Raw genomic sequence first — 20,879 nt, forward strand, 5'->3', positions numbered from 1 at the left:
TGAGGTAACGCCGGTGGAGTGTTCGACGATAGGGGCCAGGGGCAACCACGCCCCGTCGTCCACTCCGAGAGAAGCAGCGTGCTCATACGACTCCTGCGGACCTGTCTCAGGCCCTACAAGAGACCCATCGCTCTCCTGGTGCTGCTGCAGTTCCTGCAGACCTGCGCCACGCTCTACCTGCCCACGCTGAACGCGGACATCATCGACCAGGGTGTCGTGAACGGCGACACCGGCTACATCCTGGGCTACGGCGGTCTGATGATCGGCATCTCGCTGGTCCAGGTCGTGTGCAACATCGGCGCCGTGTACTACGGCGCCCGTACGGCCTCGGCGCTGGGGCGGGACCTGCGGGCGTCCGTGTTCGACCGGGTGCAGTCGTTCTCCGCGCGTGAGGTCGGTCACTTCGGGGCGCCGTCGCTGATCACGCGGACGACCAACGACGTCCAGCAGGTGCAGATGCTGGCGCTGATGACGTTCACGCTGCTGGTGTCGGCGCCGATCATGTGCGTGGGCGGCATCGTGCTCGCGCTCGGTCTCGACGTGCCGCTGTCCGGGGTGCTGGTGGCGGTGGTGCCGGTGCTGGGCATCTGCGTGACGCTGATCGTGCGGCGGCTGCGGCCGCTGTTCCGGTCGATGCAGGAGCGGCTGGACTCGGTGAACCAGGTGCTGCGCGAGCAGATCACCGGCAACCGCGTGATCCGTGCCTTCGTCCGGGACGAGTACGAGCAGCAGCGCTTCCGGAAGGCCAACACCGATCTCACCGACTTCGCGCTGGGCACCGGCAACCTGCTCGCGCTGATGTTCCCGATCGTCATGACGGTGGTGAACCTGTCGTCGATCGCCGTGGTGTGGTTCGGCGCGCACCGGATCGACAGCGGCGGGATGCAGATCGGCGATCTGACGGCGTTCCTGGCCTATCTGATGCAGATCGTCATGTCCGTGATGATGGCCACCTTCATGTTCATGATGGTGCCGCGCGCGGAGGTGTGCGCCGAGCGCATCCAGGAGGTGCTGGACACCTCCTCCAGCGTCGTACCGCCGTCGGCGCCGGTGCGGGAGCTGCGTCGGCACGGGCATCTGGAGATCCGCGGGGCGGGCTTCCGCTATCCGGGTGCCGAGGAGCCGGTGCTGCGGGCCGTGGACCTGGTGGCCCGGCCGGGTGAGACGACCGCTGTCATCGGCTCGACCGGCAGCGGCAAGTCCACGCTGCTCGGGCTGGTCCCGCGGCTGTTCGACACGACCGAGGGGCAGGTGCTCGTCGACGGTGTCGAGGTGGCGGAGATCGAGCCGAAGCTGCTCGCGAAGACCGTCGGGATGGTGCCGCAGAAGCCGTACCTGTTCGCGGGGACGGTGGCGACCAACCTGCGCTACGGCAATCCGGACGCCACCGACGAGGAGCTGTGGCACGCGCTGGAGGTGGCGCAGGCCATGGACTTCGTGGAGCGGCTGGAGAGCGGTCTCGACTCGCCGATCGCGCAGGGCGGAACGAATGTCTCGGGTGGTCAGCGCCAACGGCTCGCGATCGCCCGGACGCTGGTGCAGCGACCCGAGATCTACCTCTTCGACGACTCCTTCTCCGCGCTCGACCACGCCACGGACGCCGCCCTGCGGGCGGCGCTGGGGCAGGAGACCGCGGAGGCGACGGTGGTGATCGTCGCCCAGCGGGTGGCGACCATCCGGGACGCCGACCGGATCGTCGTCCTGGACGAGGGCCGGGTCGTCGGCACCGGCCGGCACCACGAGCTGATGGCGGACAACGAGACCTACCGGGAGATCGTTCTCTCCCAGCTGACGGAAGCGGAGGCTGCCTGATGGCGGGGCCCATGGGGCGGATGACGGCCGGGGGCGGCCCCGACCAGCGCTCGCTCGACTTCAAGGGGTCGGGCAAACGGCTCGTCGCGCAGTTCCGGCCGGAGCGGATCACCATCTACGTGCTGCTGCTGTGCGTGGTGCTCAGCGTCGGCCTCAGCGTCGTCGGGCCGAAGATCCTCGGCAGGGCGACCGACCTGGTCTTCGCCGGCATCGTCGGGCGCGGCATGCCGGAGGGGGCGACCAAGGAGCAGGTCCTCGACTCGATGCGGCAGCGCGGGGACGGTGACGTGGCCGACATGCTGCGCGGCACCGACTTCACCCCGGGCGAGGGCATCGACTTCACGGCCGTCGGGCATGTGCTGCTGCTCGCGCTGGGTGTGTTCACGGTGGCCGGGCTGCTGATGGCGGTGGCGACGCGGCTGGTGAACCGGGCCGTGAACCGGACCATGTTCCGGATGCGCGAGGACGTCCAGACGAAGCTGTCGCGGCTGCCGCTGTCGTACTTCGACAAGCGCCAGCGCGGTGAGGTGCTGTCCCGGGCGACCAACGACATCGACAACATCGGGCAGACGCTCCAGCAGTCGATGGGGCAGCTCATCAACTCGGTGCTGACCATCATCGGCGTGCTCGCCATGATGTTCTGGGTCTCCTGGATCCTGGCGCTGGTCGCGCTGGTGACCGTGCCGCTGTCGTTCGTCGTGGCCACGCGCGTGGGCAAGCGGTCGCAGCCGCACTTCGTGCAGCAGTGGCGCTCGACGGGCCGGCTGAACGCGCACATCGAGGAGATGTACACGGGCCACACCCTGGTGAAGGTGTTCGGCCGGCAGGAGGAGTCGGCGCGGCAGTTCGCCGAGCAGAACGACGCGCTGTACGAGGCGGGGTTCAAGGCGCAGTTCAACAGCGGGGTCATGCAGCCGCTGATGATGTTCGTGTCGAACCTCAACTACGTGCTGGTGGCGGTGGTCGGCGGGCTGCGGGTCGCCTCGGGCTCGCTGTCCATCGGCGATGTGCAGGCCTTCATCCAGTACTCGCGGCAGTTCTCGATGCCGCTGACACAGGTCGCGTCCATGGCGAACCTGGTGCAGTCGGGCGTCGCCTCGGCGGAGCGGGTCTTCGAGCTGCTCGACGCGGAGGAGCAGAGCGCCGACCCGGTGCCGGGCCTGCGGCCCGAGGAGCTGCGCGGGCAGGTGGCGCTGGAGCACGTGTCGTTCCGCTACGACCCCGACAAGCCGCTCATCGAGGACCTGTCGCTGAAGGTCGAGCCGGGGCACACGGTCGCCATCGTCGGCCCCACGGGTGCCGGCAAGACGACCCTGGTGAACCTGCTGATGCGGTTCTACGACGTCACCGGCGGGCGCATCACCCTCGACGGCGTCGACATCGCGCGGATGTCCCGGGACGAACTGCGGGCCGGGATCGGCATGGTGCTCCAGGACACCTGGCTGTTCGGCGGCACGATCGCGGAGAACATCGCGTACGGCGCGTCCCGCGAGGTCACCCGCGGGGAGATCGAGGAGGCGGCCCGGGCGGCGCACGCGGACCGGTTCGTCCGGACGCTGCCGGACGGGTACGACACGGTGATCGACGACGAGGGCACCGGGGTCAGTGCCGGTGAGAAGCAGCTGATCACCATCGCCCGGGCGTTCCTGTCCGACCCGGTGATCCTGGTGCTGGACGAGGCGACGAGTTCGGTCGACACGCGGACGGAGGTCCTCATTCAGAAGGCCATGGCGAAACTCGCCCACGGCCGGACGTCGTTCGTCATCGCGCACCGGTTGTCGACGATCCGGGACGCGGACGCGATCCTCGTGATGGAGAACGGGTCGATCGTGGAGCAGGGCACGCACGAGGAGCTGCTGGCGGCGGATGGTGCCTATGCGCGGCTGTATCAGGCACAGTTCGCGCAGGCGGTGGCGGAGGTGGACTGAGTCGCGGGCGGGGGGTGCTTCGGACTGTCGTGGGGCGGCTGCGGGCCGGTGAGGGCCGGTCGCGCGGTTCCCCGCGCCCCTTGAGGACGTGCAGCCGGCGCGCCTTCAGGGGCGCGGGGAACCGCGCGAATCACTCCCACCGGCCCGCACACGGCAATCAGTCCAGATACCCCCTCAGCTGGTCCGCGAAGGCGTGGTCCCTCAGTTTGTTCAGGGTCTTCGACTCGATCTGCCGTATCCGTTCCCGCGTGACGCCGAAGATCCTGCCTATCTCCTCCAGCGTGCGCGGGCGGCCGTCCGCCAAGCCGTAACGGAGTTGGACCACCTTCCGCTCCCGCTCCCCCAGCGTCGACAGGACCGCCTCGAGGTGCTCCCTGAGCAGCAGGAACGCCGCCGACTCCACCGGAGACGTCGCGTCGCCGTCCTCGATCAGGTCGCCGAGGGCGACGTCGTCCTCCTCGCCCACGGGCGCGTGCAGCGACACCGGCTCCTGGGCGAGGCGCAGGACCTCGCCGACCCGCTCCGGCGGCAGCTCCAGGTGGGCCGCGACCTCCTCGGGTGTCGGTTCGTAGCCGCGCTCCTGGAGCATGCGGCGCTGGACACGGACGACCCGGTTGATGAGCTCCACGACATGGACCGGGACCCTTATCGTGCGGGCCTGGTCGGCCAGGGCCCGGGACATGGCCTGCCGGATCCACCAGGTCGCGTACGTGGAGAACTTGTAGCCGCGGGCGTAGTCGAACTTCTCGACCGCCCTGATCAGACCGAGGTTGCCCTCCTGGACGAGGTCGAGCATGGTCAGGCCGCGGCCGACGTAGCGTTTGGCGACGGAGACGACCAGGCGCAGGTTCGCCTCGATCAGGCGGCGCTTGGCCACGCGGCCCATGACGACGAGGCGGTCCAGGTCCAGTGCGAGCTGGCTGTCCAGGTCGGGGGTGAGCCGCAGCTTCTCCTCCGCGAACAGGCCGGCCTCGACGCGGCGGGCGAGTTCGACCTCCTCGGCGGCGGTCAGCAGGGGGATGCGGCCGATCTCCCGCAGGTACTGGCGGAACAGGTCCGAGGAGGGGCTGCCGGACTCGGTGCGGGTCGGGATCGGTACGACGACCTCGGGGGGCTCGGCCGCCTCGACGGCCTCGGCGGGCGGCTCGTCCGGCTCCGGTTCCGATTCGGGGTGGTGCGCGGCGCGGCTCTGCGCCGGGACCGCGGACAGGACGTCGGCCTCCGCGTCCGGCACGGTGCCGTCGGCGCCGGGCGCGGCACCGGCGTCGGTCTGGGTGAGGGTCTGGGTCTGCACGGGGGCGACCTCCAGGATGATCGCTGCCAAGGAGTACGGCAGCGGTACTTCGGGGGCGGAGTCGGCCTCGCCGCTTTCCGTCCCGTACGCGATGAGCGGAACCGCGGGGGTCTGGGACCCGTGGGTGACGGATCGGCCGCGCTCCGAGGACTCAGGCACCGGAACCCAGTGTGGGGTAAGACACATCGTCGCCACGAGGGGCGTGCGATGACTTTTTGCTTCCGGTCCGTGACCGCGTGGTGACCTCAGAGCGCGGCGGCGCCATGCTCCCGGAGGGTCTGGTCGTACTGCTGGAGGACCCACAGTTCGTTCTGCACGGCGGCGAGCTCGGCCGGGTCGCCGTGGGTGCCGAGGCGGGTGAGCCGGCCCGTGATGTCGCGGATACGGCGCTCGACGGCCCGGCGGCGGACCGTCACCAACTGGGCGCCCGCGTACACCTCGTCGGCGCCCTTGACGCCCTTGTGCAGCATGATCGCCTCGACGGCCAGCTCCGTGACCATCGCGCGGACCGCGTCGTCGGGGGCGGCCTCGCGGACCCTGACCAGGTAGTCCTGGGGGTCGGCGACGCCCGGTTCGGCGCCGCCCGCGTCATGGATGGCCTGGCGGACGGCGGCGTAGGGCGGGGCGGTGAACTCGTCCACGCCGTAGGCGTCGAAGGCCGGGGAGACCAACTCGGGGCGCTGGAGGGCGAGTTTGAGGAGCTCCCGTTCGGTGGCGAAGACCGGGTTGCGGAGGTTGAGGGCCGGGCCGCGGGGGGCGGCGCTCTGGGGCGGGCCGGCGTACTGCTGCCCCTGGTGGTGCCGCTCCGGGGCGGGGCCCTTGCCGCCGCGGTCGCGGGCCCAGCGGGCCAGCTGGGCCACGCGCTTGACCACGAACTGGGTGTCGAGGATGCCGAGCATGCCGGCGAGCTGGACGGCCACCTCGTGCTGGGCGCCGCTGTTCTTGATGCGGGCGACGATCGGGGCCGCCTCGTCCAGCGCGGACGCGCGGCCCGCCGGGGTGTCGAGGTCGTAGCGGCTCACGATCTGGCGCAGCGCGAACTCGAAGAGCGGGGTGCGGGGTTCGACGAGGTCGGCGACGGCCTCGTCGCCCTTGGCGAGGCGCAGGTCGCAGGGGTCCATGCCGTCCGGGGCGATGGCGATGTACGTCTCGGCGGCGAACTTCTGGTCGTCCTCGAAGGCGCGCAGGGCCGCCTTCTGGCCGGCGGCGTCGCCGTCGAAGGTGAAGATGACGCGGGCCGAGCCGTTGTCCATGAGCAGCCGGCGGAGGATCTTGATGTGGTCGCCGCCGAAGGCGGTGCCACAGGTGGCGATGGCGGTCGTCACTCCGGCGAGGTGGCAGGCCATGACATCCGTGTAGCCCTCGACGACGACCGCGCGGGACGCCTTGGCGATGTCCTTCTTCGCCAGGTCGATGCCGTAGAGGACCTGGGACTTCTTGTAGATCGCCGTGTCGGGCGTGTTCAGGTACTTCGGGCCGTTGTCCGCCTCGTAGAGCTTGCGGGCGCCGAAGCCGACGACGTCGCCGCCGATGTCGCGGATGGGCCACATCAGACGGCCGCGGAAGCGGTCGATGGGGCCGCGGCGGCCCTCCTGGGAGAGGCCGGAGAGGACCAGCTCCTTGTCGGTGAAGCCCTTGCCGCGCAGGAAGCGCGTGAGGTGGTCCCAGCCCTGGGGGCTGTAGCCGACGGAGAAGTGCTGGGCGGCGGCCTGGTCGAAGCCGCGCTCGGCGAGGAACTGGCGGCCGGCGTCGGCCTCCGGGCTGGTCGCGAGCTGCTCCACGTACCAGTCGGCGGCGATCTTGTGGGCCTCGACCAGGCGGATCCGCTCGCCGCGCTGGTGGGAGGGGTTGTAGCCGCCCTCCTCGTAGCGCAGGGTGATGCCCGCCTGGCCGGCCAGGCGCTCGACCGCCTCCGAGAAGGTGAGGTGGTCGATCTTCATCACGAACGTGATGGTGTCGCCGCCCTCCTGGCAGCCGAAGCAGTGGAAGAACCCCTTGCTCGGGCTGACCTGGAAGGACGGCGACTTCTCATCGTGGAAGGGGCAGAGACCCTTGAGGTTTCCGCCGCCCGCGTTGCGCAGCTGGAGGTACTCGGACACCACGGCGTCGATCGGGACCGCGTCCCGTACCGCCTTCACGTCCTCGTCGTTGATCCGTCCTGCCACGAGGTGAGTCTACGGGGCCGAACTGACGCTCCTGAGACGAGACGGCTTTCCGGCCAGGGGTTGGGGGTTGCCCCCGGGAATTGCAGCACGGTGGCGGACCGGCACTCCTGACAGCCCCGGCGGCTATGAGGCGAGGCTGTCCAGCGGCACGTGCGGGTCCGCCAGGGCCTCGGTGTCCACCCGGGCCTTGGAGCGGACCAGGCGCTGGATCTTGTCCGTGACATCCCATACGTTCACGTTCATCCCGGCCAGCACCCGGCCGTCCTTCACCCAGAACGCGATGAACTCGCGCTTCCCGGCGTCCCCGCGGATCACCACCTGGTCGTAAGCGCCCGCGGGCGCCCAGCCGGAGTACTCCATGCCCAGGTCGTACTGGTCGGAGAAGAAGTACGGCACCCGGTCGTACGTCACCTCGCGGCCCAGCATGGAGCGCGCGGCCGCCGGTCCGCCGTTGAGGGCGTTGGCCCAGTGCTCGACGCGCACCCGCGTGCCGAGCAGGGGGTGCGGGAAGGAGACGACGTCGCCGGCCGCGTAGACGTCCGGGTCGGAGGTGCGCAGCCGCTCGTCGACGACGATGCCGCCGCCGTGGGCCCGGTCGGCGATCTCCAGGCCGGCCGCCTCCGCCAGGTGGGTGCGCGGGGCCGCGCCGATCGCCGCCAGCACGTCGTGCGCCGGGTGCTCCTCGCCGTCGTCCGTGCGGGCCGCGAGGACCATGCCGTCCTGGCCGACGATCTCCGTCAGCCGCCTGCCGAAGTGGAAGCGCACCCCGTGCTCGCGGTGCAGCTCGGCGAAGAGCCCGCCGAGTTCCGGGCCCAGCACGCCGTGCAGCGGGGTCGGCCCGTGTTCGACGACCGTGACCTCCGCGCCGTACTCGCGGGCCGCCGCCGCGACCTCCAGGCCGATCCAGCCGGCTCCGGCGATGACGAGGTGGCCGTTGTCCCGGCCCAGGTTGGTCAGGACGTGTTTGAGGCGCTCGGCGTGGGCGAGGCGGCGCAGGTGGTGCACGCCGGCCAGGTCCGTGCCCGGGATGTCCAGGCGGCGGGGTTCGGCGCCGGTCGCCAGGAGCAGCTTGTCGTAGCGGACGAGGGTGCCGTCCTCGCCGAAGCGGACCGTCTTCGCCGTACGGTCGATCGCGTCGACGGTCTGGCCGAGGTGCAGCTCGATGTCGTGGGCCGCGTACCAGGCGGGCTCGTGCACGAAGACGCTGTCGCGTTCCTCCTTGCCGAGGAGGTAGCCCTTGGACAGGGGCGGGCGCTCGTAGGGGTGGTCGCGTTCGTCGCAGATCAGTATCACGCGGCCGGTGAAGCCCTCCGCGCGGAGCGTCTCGGCCGCCTTGGCGCCGGCCAGTCCGCCTCCGACGATGACGAATGTCTGATCCGCGTCGACCACTTGTTGCCTCCTCGTCAGGGTGTCGCCACTTGCGAGCGTCCCGCACGGAGCGTGATGCGGGAAGAGGGAGTGACCCGATCAGGCCACGGAGGGTCACATTCGGGGGTGCTCGCGTCCCACCCGTCGCGTCAGTGTCATCCCTGCCCCGTCAGACGGGCGTGAAGCGAGCGGGCGGACATGTCGGTGAGGGAGGCGATCTGGTCGACGATCACCCGCTTGCGCGCCCTGTCGTCCGCCGCCCGGTCGAACAGGGCGCGGAACTGCGGGTCCAGGCCGTCCGGGGCGCGGGCGGTGAGCGCCTCGGCCAGTTCGGCGACGACGATCCGCTGGTCGGCGCGCAGCCGCTCCTGCTCGGCGCGCTGCATGACGTAGAGGTCGGCGACGGCCTTGAGGACGGCGCACTCCATCCGGGTCTCGCGCGGGACGACCAGCTCGGCGGTGTACCGGGTGAGCCGCCCGGCCCCGTACGCGGTGCGGGTCGCGGTCTCGGCGGCCAGGCAGAAGCGGCCGATGAGCTGGCTGGTGGCGTCCTTCAGGCGGGCCTGGGCGACGGCGGTGCCGTCGTAGCCGTGCGGCCACCACTCCTGGGCCAGGAGCCGGTCCAAAGCCTCGGCGAGCTCGGCGGGGTCGGTGTCGGCGGGCACGTACCGGCCGCGGGCGACCTCGAAGACGTCCCGGCGTTCGGGGTCGGCCTGGAGGCAGTTCGGGTCGATGTGGCCGGCGTGCAGGCCGTCCTCCACGTCGTGCACGGAGTAGGCCACGTCGTCGGACCAGTCCATGACCTGCGCCTCGAAGCAGGTGCGGGTGCCGGGGGCGTCCTTGCGGAGCCAGTCGAAGACCGGGCGGTCGTCCTCGTAGACGCCGAACTTGTTCGACGCCGGGTCGGTGGGGTGGGCGCCGCGGGGCCAGGGGTACTTGGTGGCGGCGTCGAGGGCGGCGCGGGTGAGGTTGAGGCCGACGGAGCCGTCCGGGGTGAACCGTTTGGGCTCGATGCGGGTGAGGAGTCTGAGGGACTGGGCGTTGCCCTCGAAGCCGCCGCAGTCCGCCGCGAACTCGTTGAGGGCCTGTTCGCCGTTGTGGCCGAAGGGTGGGTGGCCGAGGTCGTGGGAGAGGCAGGCGGCTTCCACGAGGTCGGGATCACAGCCGAGGGCCGCGCCCAGTTCGCGGCCGACCTGGGCGCATTCGAGGGAGTGGGTGAGGCGGGTGCGGGGGCTGGCGTCCCAGGCGGGGCCCATGGTGCCGGGCGTCACGACTTGGGTTTTGCCGGCGAGTCTTCTCAGGGCGGCGGAGTGGAGGACCCTTGCCCTGTCGCGTTGGAAGGCTGTGCGGCCGGGGCGTTTGTCGGGTTCCGGGGCCCAGCGGTCGACTGACGTCGGGTCGTAGGCGGTGGGGGTTTGTGCGGTGCCGTCCATGGCTCGACAGTAAGCGCCAACGCGCGTGCCGGGTGCCGCTGTGGGGCGTGTGCGGGTGGTTTGGGCTGGTCGCGCCCACGCGGCGCAGCCGCACATCGATACAGCCCCGCGCCCCGGAAGGGCATGCCCCCGCTCCCTGATGTCAGGCTGAGGCCAATTGCCTGATGGCCGCCTTCGCCACAGCCTCGTCGTAGCGGTGGAGGACGAGCTGGGCCATCGACGGGTGCGTGCCCAGCGGAGCCGCCGCTGTCCAGGGGGCCTTCTGGGCGGATTCCGTGGCGAAGCGGCCCGGGGCCGTGAAGTAGGACGCGAGGGCGATGTGGCGGCGGCCCCTCGCCAGGAGGGTGCGGACCGCGGCCTGGACCGTGGGGGTCGCGGCCGAGGCGTAGGCCGGGACGACCGGGACGCCGAGACGGGCCGCGAGGAGGTGGGCCGTGCGGGCGGTGTCCGTCTTCGCGTCCGGGTCGCGGGAGCCCGCCGCGGCGAGGACCACCGCACTCGTGCGCTGAGGTGTCCCGCCCCAGCCGGCCTCCGTCAGCCGGGCCTGGAGGGCGTCGACGAGGAGCGGGTGGGGGCCTAGGGGAGCCGCCAGGTGGGTGCGCGCCCGGGAGGCGGCGGCCATCTCGGGGATGTCCCGCTTGACGTGGTGGCCGCGGCTGAGGAGGAGGGGGACGAGGACCGCCTCCGTGTCGCCCAGGGCGGCGAGCGTGTCGGGGAGCAGGGGGGCGTTGAGTTCGATGTGACCCAGGTGCACCGGCACGTCGGGGCGCAGGGTCCGGACCCGGTCGAGGAGCGCGCTCACGGTGCTCAGCGCACGGGGGTCGCGGCTGCCGTGCGCCACGACCACGAGGGCGGGCGCGGCGGGGCGGCGCGGGGCGGGCGGCGGCACGAGGCTCAGCTGACGGGGCATGCACCGATGGTCGCGGCGTCACGTTGCCTTCCCGTTGCCTGGGCGTCACGGGTGTTTTCCAGCGGTTCACGATGGGGGACAGCGGTGTGTGAGGAGGCGTGACCTGCGGTTTCCGTAAATCGAGTGAAGCTGGTCACGCGGGGGCGGATGAACCGGGCACCCCGGGAGGACGTCCCTGACTGTCGAGGGGCCGACCTGGGGAGGGACCGTCCGATGCGTCGTATGACGTCGCGCAGACCGCGGTTGCCGCGTACCCGGCGGGGGCAGCGGCGGCTGGTGCAGGCCGTGATGGCCGGGTGCGTGCTCGCGCTGCTCCCGGCGACCTGGATGTACACCGTGGCGGGAGACCGGCTGCGTACGACGGCTGATGTGCCGCGTACCGATGTGGCGGTGGTGTTCGGCGCCGGGCTGTGGGAGGGGGAGCCCTCGCCGTACCTGGCGCACCGGCTGGACGCGGCGGCGAAGCTGTACCGGGAAGGGCGGGTGGAGGTGGTGCTCGTCACCGGGGACAACAGCCGCGAGGACTACGACGAGCCGGACGCGATGCGCGTGTACCTGACCCGGCACGGGGTGCCCGACGGGCGGATCGTCAGCGACTACGCGGGGTTCGACACCTGGGACTCGTGCGTGCGCGCGAAGAAGATCTTCGGGGTGGACCGGGCCGTGCTGATCAGCCAGGGCTTCCACATCCGGCGGGCGGTGGCGCTGTGCGAGGCGGCGGGGGTCGCGTCGTACGGGGTCGGGGTGGACGCCGTGCACGACGCGACCTGGTACTACGGGGGTACTCGGGAGATCTTCGCCGCCGGGAAGGCCGCACTGGACGCGGTGTTCCGGCCGGACCCGCGGTTCCTCGGTCCGCGGGAGCCGGGTGTGGAGAGGGCCTTGGCGTCGGCCGAAGACCCTCTCGGATAGCCGGGCCGCCGTCAGCGTCCGTGGAAGCGCGGGGGGCGCTTCTCCAGGAACGCCGTCATCCCCTCCTTCTGGTCGTCGGTGGCGAACAGGGCGTGGAAGACGCGGCGTTCGAAGCGGATGCCGTCGCGCAGGCCGGTCTCCAGGGCCATCCCGACGCACTCACGGGCCGCCCTGACCGCCGCGCGGCCGTGGGAGGCGATCGTCGACGCCGCTTCGAGGGCCTCGGGCAGGACCCGGTCGTCCGGGACCACGCGGGAGACGAGACCGCAGCGTCCGGCCTCCCGTGCGTCCATGGTGCGGCCGGTGAGGACCAGGTCCATGGCCGTGGCCCGGCCGACGAGCCGGGTCAGCCGCTGGGTGCCGCCGATGCCGGGGATCACACCCAGCTTGATCTCGGGCTGGCCGAAGACCGCCGACTCCCCCGCGACGACCAGGTCGCACATCATCGCCAGCTCGCAACCACCGCCCAGGGCAGGGCCGTTGACGGCCGCGATCTTCGGGGTGCGGAGGTCCGCGAACTCCTCCCAGGCGGCGAAGTAGTCCTCGGCCGCCATGTCGACGGCCGACTTCCCCGCCATCTCCTTGATGTCGGCGCCCGCCGCGAAGACCGTGTCCGAACCGGTGACGACGAAGCAGCCGACCTCGGGGTCCGCGTCCAACGGACGGAGGGTGTCGAGGAGTTCGGACAGCAGCGCCGAGCTGAGCGCGTTGCGGACGTGCGGGCGGTGCAGCCGTACGGTCACCACCCGGCCGTCCCGTTCCAGCCTCAGATTGTTCATCGGTATCCCCTTCTACGAGTCCCAGATCGCGCCGTACGCCGGGATGCCCCGCCGCTCCAGGCCGTGGACCACCTGCCAGGTCAGCTTCTTGTTGGAGATGCAGATGACCGCCTCGGCGCCGAAGTCCCGGCAGGCCTCGTGGGCGAGGCGCACCATGTCGGGCTTGCCGTGCCGGGAGGTGTCCCAGATCAGGGCGTGCGGCTGGACGGCGAGGATCTCGTCGACCAGGGCGTCGCCGTACGTCGCGCGGGGGTCGCGGGTCGCCCAGACGAGCCGGGAGGGCACCTGGGCGGCGAGCAGATGGGGCAGGCAGGGGCCGATGCCGCTGCCGGTGGCGACGTAGACCACCTTGGTGAACAGGACCTCGATGTTGGCGACGCCGGCCGTGGTGATGCCCTTGACCCACACCTGCCGGGGCAGGTCGTCGATGAAGGAGCCGGTCCAGTCGCCGGCCCGGGAGATCGTGAGCCGGAAGCCGGATTCGCCGGGGGCGGGGACGTTGGCGAAGGAGTGCCATTCCTTCAGCGGGCTGCGGCTGATCGCGGTGGAGGAGCCCGCGAAGGGGGTCTCGCCGTGGTCGAAGCGGGCCAGGACGACGTGGGAGGAGGGGCGTTCGAGGCGGACGTCCACCTTGCGCAGCCGCAGCCAGGGCAGGGCGACGCTGAAGGTGACCACCGCCAGGGTGCCGACCTCCCAGGGGCCCGGTGACGCCAGCAGCGTGTGCGTCCAGAACAGGGCCAGGGCCGTCCAGCCGCCGAAGCGGTGGATCTTCTCGAAGTGGTCGTGCCGGCGGGAGCGGAAGGGCGGCAGGGCGGTGGCGATGATCAGGGCGAGGAGGGCGGTCAGGGTCCAGCCGACGGCCCTGAGGGGACCGCTGGGTGTCGTGATCGTCAGCGCCAGGAACCAGGCCGTGCCCGCCAGCGCCCCGCCGACGTGCAGCCCGCCGAAGTGGTACACCTTGCCGAGCGTCCAGCGGACCCGCAGCGGCCAGCTGGTCGGCGCCGAAGTGGCCAGGCGGAACAGCAGGTTGACGACGTACTGCTGGCGCACGACGACGGCGAGGGCGAGGTTGGCGAGGGCGGCGTGCGCGAGGGTGGGCGCGGTCAGCGGCCAGGCGGTCGCCGCAAAGACCGTGTTGGCCAGCAGGACCAGGGCCGCGAGCCGGTTGTAGTGCATGAGGCGGGGGTGTTTGAGCAGGCGGCGCGGGCCGGACAGGAGCGGCGGGAGTCCGCCGGTGGCCTGCCGGCTCCGGGGCGGGGACGTGGTCATCGGGCCACCGCCACGCGCTCCTCGATCATGTGCAGCAGCGCCTGTTTGTCGACCTTGCCGCGGTCGGTCTCGGGCAGCAGCGCCAGCGGCAGGACCTGCTCGGGGACGCAGTAGTACGGCAGGGCGTCCGCGACCGCGCGGCGGGCCGCGTCCGGGTCGACGTCCGCCGGGCAGACGAAGGAGACCAGGGTGCGGGCGTCGCGTCTCAGGGTGACGGCGCGGGTGCAGCCGGCGGCCGACTCCAGGACCGAGGAGACGGAGTCCAGCTCGACGCGGAAGCCGCGCACCTTGACCTGGTCGTCGGTGCGGCCCAGGTGCTCCAGTTCGCCCCCGGGGGTCCAGCGGCCGAGGTCGCGGGTGCGGAACATGCGCCGGCCGCCGCCGAGGAACGGGTCGGGGGCGTAGCGCTCGGCGTTGAGGGTGTCGTCGCCGAGGTAGCCGGCGCAGACGCAGGCGCCGCCGGCCCACATCTCACCCACCTCGCCGATCGGCAGGGGGCGGCGGTCGGCGTCGAGGACGTAGACCGTGTTGTTGGGGGTGGGGCGGCCGATGGTGAGCAGCGGGGCCGACGGGTCATGGCGGCTCATCGTGTTGACGATCGTCGTCTCCGTCGGGCCGCAGCAGTTGAAGAAGGCGGCCTGCCGGGCCCACCGGTCGGCCAGCGGGCGCGGGCAGGGCTCCCCCGCGACGGCGACCGTGCGCACCCGCGGGCAGGCGGCCGGATCGAGACCGGACAGCACGGTCGGGGTCGCGACGAGCACGTCCGCCGTGCGGGCCGCCGCGGCGAGGTCCTTGCCCCGGATGACGAGCGTGCCGCCGTGGGCGAGGCAGCCGAGGATCTCCCAGGCGGCCATGTCGAAGGCGATGTTGAGGAGTTGGGCGACCCGGTCGCCGGGGCGGACGCCGAGGCCGCCCGGTTCCGTGAGCAGGAGGTTGGCGACGTTGCGGTGGGTGACCTTCACGCCGTTGGGGCGGCCGGTGGTGCCGGAGGTGAACAGGACGTAGGCGCCGTCGTCGCCGGTGACGCGGACGCGCGGGGCCGGGGCGTACGGCAGCGGCTCGTCGAGCGGGAGCAGCAGATGGCCGTCCGGCAGGGGCACGCGGTGGGCGTGCTCGGCGACCGTGAGGACGACCCGGGTGCGGGCGGTGCGGATGACGTGGGTGAGCTGGGCCGGGGGTGCGAGGCCGATGTCCTGCGGGACGTAGGCGGCGCCGGCCTTCAGGATGCCGAGCAGGCCGACCAGCATCGGGATCGAGCGGCGGACGAACAGGCCGACGTGGTCGCCGGGGCGTACGCCCTCGCGGACCAGGCGGGCGGCGAGGGCACCGGCGTACCCGTCGAGCTCGCCGTAGGTGATGCGGGCGCCCTGGTGTTCGGCGGCGACGGCGTGCGGGGCGGCCAGGGCGTGCCGGGCGACGGCGTGGTGCAGGAGCGGGTCGGGGACGGGGACGGTGGGGCCCCGTCCGTACTGCCGGAAGAGCTGCTGGTCGCGGGGGGTCAAGTGACGCAGAGGCATGGTCGGGTGGCCTCCTGGCTGTTTCGAGGTCGGATTGCCACCCGCGGCCATGCCGCGGGTGGATGCAGCCGTGAGCGGCGGGCATGCCCGGGTCGAACGCCGTGCGGAGTCGTGCGAGCGCTGCGCGTAGCGAGAGCGTAGTGCGGCTGATTCAACTCTCAACGAGGTTGGATCGGCCAAGAAAGGAACGCAATGAGCCACATGTGGCGTTTCTCGTCCCACGGGCAACGTCCGTGCCGGTCGGCGGCAACCTGAAGGAGGACGGGCCTGTGCCTGACCGGGGCGGCGGACTCCGGCCTCACGCGGGTGGGCCGGCGGCGGGGAGGTTGCCGTCCCGGCCGCGTAACAGGGAACCGTCCCGGGCGTAACACGGCCGACGCACGCTGAACGGTATGCAGAGCACCGTGACGCCCACGCACTGCCCGTACTGCGCCCTGCAGTGCGGGATGAACCTGACTCCCGCGCCGGACGGGACCGTCGAGGTGAGCGAGCGCGCGGACTTCCCGGTGAACCGGGGCGCCCTGTGCGGCAAGGGCCGGACGGCCGCGGCGGTGCTCGCGCCCGGCGTGCGGCTGACCTCGCCGCTGATGCGGGACGAGGGCGGCACGCTGGTGCCCGCCTCCTGGGACGAGGCGCTGGACCGGATCGCGGCGGAGCTGGGACGCACGCGCGCGGCATACGGGCCGGACGCGCTCGGGGTGTTCGGCGGGGGCGGGCTGACGAACGAGAAGGCCTACACGCTCGGCAAGTTCGCGCGGGTCGTGCTCGGCACGTCCCAGATCGACTACAACGGCCGCTTCTGCATGTCGTCGGCGGCGGCCGCCGGCATCAAGGCGTTCGGTCTCGACCGGGGGCTGCCGTTCCCGCTGGAGGACATCCCGAAGTCCGGCTGCGTGATCCTCGTCGGGTCGAACCTCGCGGAGACCATGCCGCCGTCGCTGCGGTTCTTCACCGAGCTGCGGGAGAACGGCGGCACGCTGATCGTCATCGACCCGCGCCGCACGAAGACCGCCGAGCAGGTGGACCTGCACCTGGCGCCCCGGCCGGGCACGGACCTGGCCCTCGCCCTGGGCCTGCTGCACCTGGTGATCGCCGAGGGCCGGGTGGACGAGGAGTACGTCCGGGAGCGCACGGCCGGCTGGGAGGACGCCCGGGCCGCGGCGATGGCGCACTGGCCGGAGTACGTGGAACGGATCACGGGGGTGTCCGTTCCTCAACTCCGCCAGACCGTGCGGATGTTCTGCGAGCCGGAGTCGGCGATGGTGCTCACTGCCCGAGGGCCGGAGCAGCAGTCCAAGGGCACGGACACGGTGGGCGCCTGGATCAACCTGTGCCTGGCGACCGGCCGGGCGGGCCGCCCGCTGTCCGGGTACGGCTGTCTGACCGGGCAGGGCAACGGGCAGGGCGGGCGGGAACACGGGCAGAAGGCCGACCAGTTGCCGGGCTACCGCAAGCTCGACGACCCGGCCGCGCGGGCGCATGTCGCCGAGGTGTGGGGAGTCGACCCGGACAGCCTGCCCGGCCCGGGGCGCAGTGCGTACGAGCTGCTGGACGCGCTGGGCAGCGACATCAGGTCGCTGCTGCTGATGGCGTCCAACCCGGTGGTGTCGGCGCCGCGTGCCGCGCACGTCGAGGAGCGCATCAGGTCGCTGGACTTCCTGGCGGTCTGCGACGTGGTGCTGTCGGAGACGGCGGCGCTCGCGGACGTGGTCCTGCCGGTCACCCAGTGGGCCGAGGAGACGGGCACGACGACGAACCTGGAGGGCAGGGTGCTGCTGCGGCGCCGGGCCGTCACCCCGCCGGACGGCATCCGCAGCGACCTGGAGGTGCTGCACGAACTGGCCGCCCGCCTCGGCGTGGAGAAGGGCTTCCCCACCGACCCGGAGGAGGTCTTCGAGGAACTGCGCCGGGCGTCGGCGGGCGGGGCGGCGGACTACTCGGGGATCACGTACCGGAGGCTGGCGGAGGAGGACGGGGTGTTCTGGCCCTGTCCGGCGGAAGGGGCGGAAGAGGCGCAGGGCCCTGAGGGCCGTCCCTCCGTGACGACGGGGTCCGGGGTCCCGGCGCCCGGCCTGCCCGGGCGTCCCGCGCCGGGCGAACCGGCCGGGTCCGACGACGCGGCGGGTGGCCCCGGCGCGCAAGGGCGCGCGCCGGGCCGCCCGGCCGTCACGACGGACGGTCCGGCAGGGGTCCACCCCGGCACGCCCCGCCTGTTCCTCGACCGCTTCGCCACGCCCGACGGCCGCGCCCGCTTCGTCCCCGTCTCCCACCGCGCGACCGCCGAGGAACCGGACGACGAGTACCCGGTGCTGCTGACCACCGGGCGGGTCGTGGCGCAGTACCAGTCCGGTGCGCAGACCCGGCGGGTGGCGGAGCTGAACGCCGCCGCGCCCGGTCCGTTCGTGGAGCTGCACCCGAGGCTGGCCGCCCGGCTGGGCGCGGCCGAGGGCGACCCGGTGGCCGTCGTGTCGCGGCGGGGCCGGGCCGTGGCGCCCGCGAGGATCACGGACGCCATCCGGCCCGACACCGTCTTCATGCCCTTCCACTGGCCGGGCGAGGGCCGCGCCAACACCCTCACCAACCCCGCGCTCGACCCGACCTCCCGGATGCCGGAGTTCAAGGCGTGCGCGGTGCGGCTGGAGACCGTCGAGACGTAGAGGTCAGCTCACGGCGACGGCCTTCCAGGCCGCCGCGACCGCCTTCTGCTCGGTGCTGTCGCCGCCGTAGAGGTCCTTCGCCGCGCTCAGGGTCGCCGTGCGGGCGGCCGCGTAGTTCGTCGAGGACGTCATGTAGACCGTCAGCGCGCGGTACCAGATCTTGCCCAGCTTGGCCCGGCCGATGCCGGTCACCGTGGAGCCGTCGCAGGTCGGGGAGTCGTAGGCGACGCCGCCCAGGGACTTCTTGCCGCTGCCCTCCGCGAGCAGGTAGGCGAAGTGGTTGCCGACGCCGGAGGAGTAGTGCACGTCGAGGTCGCCGAGCCTGGCGTTCCAGCAGTCCGCCGACTTGCCGTCCTTGGACGGCTTGTCCATGAAGCGCAGGGCCTCGCGGCCGAGGCCGGAGCGGACGACCTTCTCGCCGATGAGCCAGTCGCCCCGGTCCTCGGCGTTGGCCGCGTGGAACTCCACCAGCGTGCCGAAGATGTCCGACGTGGCCTCGTTCAGGCCGCCGGACTCGCCCGAGTAGGTCAGCGCCGCCGTCTTCGACGTCACGCCGTGGGACATCTCGTGCCCGGCGACGTCCAGTGACACCAGCGGGCCCATCAGCTTGCCGTCGCCGTCGCCGTACGTCATGCAGAAGCAGTTGTCGTCCCAGAAGGCGTTGTTGTAGTCCTTGCCGTAGTGGACGCGGTTGAAGGAGCCCTTGCCGTCGCCTGCGATGCCGGAACGGCCGTGGACCTTCTTGTAGTAGTCCCAGGTGACGTCCGTGCCGTACTGGGCGTCCACCGCCACCGTGGACCGGTCGGCCGTCGCGCCCGTCCCCCAGTGGTTGTCGGCGTCCGTGAAGAGCGTCGCGGGGGCGCGGGTCAGGCAGACGGTCAGCAGGCACTTGTCCGTCTTGTTCTCCGCGTCGCCGGTGTACGTGCCGCCGCGCGTCGCGTCCTTGAGCTGGTACGACGAGCCGGACGCCGTCGTCTGAAGCGGGACCGTGCCGCCGTAGAGGGACTTGCCGTCGCCCGAGGCCGACTCCATGGTGTCCCAGGCGTCGATCCGGGCGCCGGTCGTCGCGTCGGTCAGGACCGTGCGTCCGACGGGGTTGCCGATCTCGTCGTGGGCCACCGCGTCGGTCTGCCAGGCCAGCTTCGGAGCGCCGTGCAGGGCGTCGACGACCAGCCGCGGCTTGGCGGTCAGCCCCTTCAGGGTCTCGCCGAGGTGGGCCGCGCGCAGCAGGTTCGCCGCGAGGTCGGCGGCCCTGGGGGCGGTCACCTTCGGGGTGACGCTCGCCAGGGAGAGCGCGGACTTCGTGGCACGGCTCGTGCCGCGGTACGTGCCGTCCGGGTTCAGGTGGAGGACGAAGTCCCCGCCGAGAACCGGGAGCCGGTGGTAGGTGCGGTCGTAGCGGACGTGCCGGGTGCCGTCATCGTCGACGACGACGTCCCGGACCTTCGTCCGCTGGGCCGAGGTGAGGCCCAGCGCTCCGGCCCGGTCCGCGAGCACCGCCTCCGCGTCCTCGATCGCGGCCGACCTGGTCGGCCGGTCCGCCGCGCCGGCGGCCGGGGAGAGAACGGCGGCCAGCAGGGCGGTGGTGCCGGTGACGGCCGCACCGGCGAGGGCGAGACGGGAACCGCGGACATGACGTATCCGACTCATCGGTCTCCTCATACGGGCGCACCCGTTCGCGTGGGGTCGACCGGGGGCGGCGTTGATGTTGACCGCGAGTTAAGGCGGCGCGGACCTGGCATGTCCATAGCCCCGCTGTGGAGGTGTGTGAGGGTGCAGAATCGTTCCTGTGACCCTCCCTTTCTTCGTCTACGGCACCCTCCGTCCCGGGGAGGTCAACCACGGCCTCTTCCTGCGCGGCCGCACCCGTTCCGAGGAGCCGGGCAGGCTCGCGGACGCGGTGCTGTACGAGGGGCCGGGCTATCCGTACGCGGTCGAGGAGCCGGGCGGCGGCGTGGTCGGCGGGGAGCTGGTCACCGCGCTGCCGGAGGCGTACGAGGCGCTGCTCGCCGAGCTGGACCGGCTGGAGGAGTACGTGCCGGGGGATCCGCGCAGCCTGTACGTGCGCGTCGAGCGGCAGGTCGTACGGGAGACCGACGGGGCGGCCGTGCCGGCCTGGGTGTACCTGGCCGCGCCCGCCGTCGCCGCGCGGCTGCAGGCCCGGGGGCGGGCGATCGCGGGCGGGGACTGGCGGGCGCGGGTGTGAGAGGCGAGGTGCGGGAGGCGTGCTGAAGCGGGTTCAGCCCCCGTACGGCCGGTTCACCCGGGCCTCCCGCAACGCATGCCCCCACCACACCAGCTGGTCCAGCATGGTCTTCGCCGCCGTGTCCGGGCCGGACGGGTCGCGCAGGGCGCCCCGGTCGTCGAACAAGGCACCGGCGTTGTGGAAGGAGACGGTGTCGCGGACCGTCACCGCATGGAGCTCCGCGAAGACCTGACGCAGGTGCTCCACCGCGCGCAGGCCGCCGGACAGACCGCCGTAGGAGACCAGGCCGACGGGCTTGGCCTGCCATTCGGTGAAGTGCCAGTCGACGAGGTTCTTCAGGCCCGCGGGGAAGGAGTGGTTGTACTCGGGGGTGAGCACCACGAAGGCGTCCGCGCGGGCCAGCTTCGGGGTGATGCCGGACAGCGCGGCGGTCGCCTCCGGGGTCGGTTCGAGGGCCATGGGCAGGGCGGCCTCGGCGACGTCCACGACCTCGGCGACCACGTCGTCACGGTCCCGGATGCGGTCGAGGAGCCAGTCCGCGACCACGGGACCGAAGCGTCCGTGCCGGTTGCTGCCCACGACGAGGGTCAGGCGGAGGGGGTCGTCCGCGGCCTGCCGACGGGCGGACG

General features: G+C 72.2%; 15 protein-coding genes. 5 read left to right on the forward strand and 10 right to left on the reverse strand.

The window, feature by feature from the left end:
- The first annotated feature begins 78 nt into the window (after nucleotides 1-78).
- Nucleotides 79-1,812 carry an ABC transporter ATP-binding protein gene (locus tag HDC93_RS26195; protein ID WP_185013273.1) on the forward strand — a complete coding sequence of 578 codons (1,734 nt, stop codon included), beginning with the start codon at nucleotides 79-81 and terminating at the stop codon, nucleotides 1,810-1,812.
- Nucleotides 1,812-3,740, forward strand: coding sequence for an ABC transporter ATP-binding protein (locus tag HDC93_RS26200; RefSeq protein WP_185013274.1), 1,929 nt, complete (start codon nucleotides 1,812-1,814; stop codon nucleotides 3,738-3,740). The genes HDC93_RS26195 and HDC93_RS26200 overlap by 1 nt, the downstream gene beginning before the upstream one ends.
- 157 nt (nucleotides 3,741-3,897) lie before the next feature.
- Here HDC93_RS26200 and HDC93_RS26205 read toward each other — a convergent pair whose 3' ends face one another.
- The 5 genes from HDC93_RS26205 to HDC93_RS26225 all read right to left on the reverse strand — a co-directional run bounded on the left by HDC93_RS26205 (nucleotide 3,898) and on the right by HDC93_RS26225 (nucleotide 10,910).
- Complete coding sequence (locus tag HDC93_RS26205; RefSeq protein ID WP_185013275.1) at nucleotides 3,898-5,193, reverse strand: RNA polymerase sigma factor; 1,296 nt, start codon at nucleotides 5,191-5,193, stop codon at nucleotides 3,898-3,900.
- Nucleotides 5,194-5,279: 86 nt separating this feature from the next.
- A complete protein-coding gene (gene dnaG / locus HDC93_RS26210; RefSeq protein ID WP_185013276.1) occupies nucleotides 5,280-7,199 on the reverse strand; it encodes a DNA primase in 1,920 nt (639 codons plus the stop codon).
- Between the two features lie 123 nt (nucleotides 7,200-7,322).
- Complete coding sequence (locus HDC93_RS26215) at nucleotides 7,323-8,588, reverse strand: FAD-dependent oxidoreductase (RefSeq protein WP_185013277.1); 1,266 nt, start codon at nucleotides 8,586-8,588, stop codon at nucleotides 7,323-7,325.
- Nucleotides 8,589-8,722: 134 nt separating this feature from the next.
- Nucleotides 8,723-10,000, reverse strand: coding sequence for a deoxyguanosinetriphosphate triphosphohydrolase (locus HDC93_RS26220; protein ID WP_185013278.1), 1,278 nt, complete (start codon nucleotides 9,998-10,000; stop codon nucleotides 8,723-8,725).
- Nucleotides 10,001-10,142: 142 nt separating this feature from the next.
- On the reverse strand, nucleotides 10,143-10,910 hold the full coding sequence (locus HDC93_RS26225; protein WP_185013279.1) for a sirohydrochlorin chelatase: 768 nt from the start codon (nucleotides 10,908-10,910) through the stop codon (nucleotides 10,143-10,145).
- A 213-nt stretch (nucleotides 10,911-11,123) separates the two neighbouring features.
- Here HDC93_RS26225 and HDC93_RS26230 point away from each other — a divergent pair, with 213 nt between their 5' ends.
- On the forward strand, nucleotides 11,124-11,822 hold the full coding sequence (locus HDC93_RS26230; protein WP_185013280.1) for a vancomycin high temperature exclusion protein: 699 nt from the start codon (nucleotides 11,124-11,126) through the stop codon (nucleotides 11,820-11,822).
- An 11-nt stretch (nucleotides 11,823-11,833) separates the two neighbouring features.
- Here the strand turns inward: HDC93_RS26230 and HDC93_RS26235 are convergent, their stop codons facing one another.
- Genes HDC93_RS26235 through HDC93_RS26245 form a run of 3 tightly spaced genes read right to left on the reverse strand, consistent with a single transcriptional unit; the run spans nucleotide 11,834 to nucleotide 15,387 of the window.
- Nucleotides 11,834-12,601 carry an enoyl-CoA hydratase-related protein gene (locus HDC93_RS26235; RefSeq protein WP_185013281.1) on the reverse strand — a complete coding sequence of 256 codons (768 nt, stop codon included), beginning with the start codon at nucleotides 12,599-12,601 and terminating at the stop codon, nucleotides 11,834-11,836.
- 12 nt (nucleotides 12,602-12,613) lie between these two features.
- A complete protein-coding gene (locus tag HDC93_RS26240) occupies nucleotides 12,614-13,870 on the reverse strand; it encodes a hypothetical protein (RefSeq protein WP_185013282.1) in 1,257 nt (418 codons plus the stop codon).
- Nucleotides 13,867-15,387 carry an amino acid adenylation domain-containing protein gene (locus tag HDC93_RS26245; RefSeq protein WP_185013283.1) on the reverse strand — a complete coding sequence of 507 codons (1,521 nt, stop codon included), beginning with the start codon at nucleotides 15,385-15,387 and terminating at the stop codon, nucleotides 13,867-13,869. Before HDC93_RS26245 ends, HDC93_RS26240 begins: the two co-directional genes overlap by 4 nt.
- A gap of 392 nt (nucleotides 15,388-15,779) precedes the next feature.
- Here HDC93_RS26245 and HDC93_RS26250 point away from each other — a divergent pair, with 392 nt between their 5' ends.
- Nucleotides 15,780-18,044 carry a molybdopterin oxidoreductase family protein gene (locus HDC93_RS26250; RefSeq protein WP_185013284.1) on the forward strand — a complete coding sequence of 755 codons (2,265 nt, stop codon included), beginning with the start codon at nucleotides 15,780-15,782 and terminating at the stop codon, nucleotides 18,042-18,044.
- A 3-nt stretch (nucleotides 18,045-18,047) separates the two neighbouring features.
- On the opposite strand, the gene HDC93_RS26255 is transcribed toward HDC93_RS26250, so the two are convergent.
- Nucleotides 18,048-19,694 carry a M4 family metallopeptidase gene (locus tag HDC93_RS26255; protein ID WP_185013285.1) on the reverse strand — a complete coding sequence of 549 codons (1,647 nt, stop codon included), beginning with the start codon at nucleotides 19,692-19,694 and terminating at the stop codon, nucleotides 18,048-18,050.
- 139 nt (nucleotides 19,695-19,833) lie between these two features.
- On the opposite strand from HDC93_RS26255, the gene HDC93_RS26260 reads away from it, so the two are divergent.
- Nucleotides 19,834-20,250, forward strand: coding sequence for a gamma-glutamylcyclotransferase family protein (locus HDC93_RS26260; protein WP_185013286.1), 417 nt, complete (start codon nucleotides 19,834-19,836; stop codon nucleotides 20,248-20,250).
- Nucleotides 20,251-20,283: 33 nt separating this feature from the next.
- On the opposite strand, the gene HDC93_RS26265 is transcribed toward HDC93_RS26260, so the two are convergent.
- Nucleotides 20,284-20,841: an NADPH-dependent FMN reductase gene (locus HDC93_RS26265; protein ID WP_185013386.1), complete on the reverse strand. Its 558-nt coding sequence runs from the start codon at nucleotides 20,839-20,841 to the stop codon at nucleotides 20,284-20,286.
- Nucleotides 20,842-20,879: the final 38 nt, after the last annotated feature.

It is taken from the genome of Streptomyces sp. AK010 (assembly GCF_014207295.1).
GTDB lineage: Bacteria > Actinomycetota > Actinomycetes > Streptomycetales > Streptomycetaceae > Streptomyces > Streptomyces massasporeus.